This window comes from Micromonospora echinofusca, assembly GCF_017614955.1.
GTDB classification, from domain to species: Bacteria; Actinomycetota; Actinomycetes; order Mycobacteriales; family Micromonosporaceae; genus Micromonospora; species Micromonospora echinofusca_A.
The window spans coordinates 1-852 of sequence record NZ_WVUH01000695.1 but is presented as its reverse complement, the minus strand read 5'-3'; the positions used below and the strand labels follow the sequence as shown (position 1 = coordinate 852).

The window sequence follows — 852 nt, the reverse complement described above, 5'->3', positions numbered from 1 at the left end:
GAGCGTGACGGTGCCGGGACCCGAGCTGGGTGCCCGGATCCAGCGGCTGCGTGCGGCCCGGGGGATGACCCAGCGGGCGCTGGCCGAGCCCCGGTACACCGCCGCCTACGTGTCCGCCGTGGAGAGCGGCCGGCGGGTGCCCTCCGGGGACGCCATCGCCCACTTCGCCGACCGGCTCGGGGTCGCCCCGGTCGAGCTGGTCACCGGGCGTTCGCCGGCCGAGGCGGTCCGGCTCCAGTTGCGGCTGGTCGAGGCGGACTGCCTCGGGGTGGCCGACCCGGCCGGTGCGACGGCCGGCTACCGGGAGGTGGTCGAGGCGGCGACCGTGCTCGACGACGCGGTGCTGGTCGCCCGGGCCAGACTGGGCCTGGCCGACCTCGCGTTGGGGCGGGGTGACACGGCGTCGGCGGCGGTCGAGGTCGAGCGGGCGGAGGTGCTGCTGGCGTCGGCCCCGCCGCATGTCCGGGCCGAGGCGGTGGTGCCCCGGGCGGAGGTGCTGAGCCGGGGCGGCGACCCCCGCTACGCCACCTGCGTGGTCGCGGAGACCCGGGACGGGCTGCTGCGCGAGGGCTATCCCGACCCGGCCGTGCTGCTCACCCTGCATGCCGGGCTCGCGGTGCTGCACACCGAACTCGACGATGGGCAGGCGGCGGCCGAGGCCGCCGAGGCGGCGTTGGCCCTGGCTGTGCTGGCAGACCCGGCCCGGGTGGTCACCCTCCACCGGACGGTGGCGGCGACCCTGCTCGCCGGCGGACAGATCGCGGCGGCGGCGACCGCCGCCGAGCAGGCCCGGCAGGCGGCCCGCCAGGTGGTGCTGGGGGTACGCCTGGCGTCCTGCCACCGGGCCCGGGG

Annotated in this window: 1 protein-coding gene; it reads left to right on the top strand. The window is 78.6% G+C overall.

The features are described 5' to 3' along the window. Positions 1 to 10: 10 nt before the first annotated feature. A partial coding sequence (locus tag GSF22_RS33940; RefSeq protein WP_208817965.1) for a helix-turn-helix domain-containing protein occupies positions 11 to 852 on the top strand: 842 nt, incomplete at its 3' end.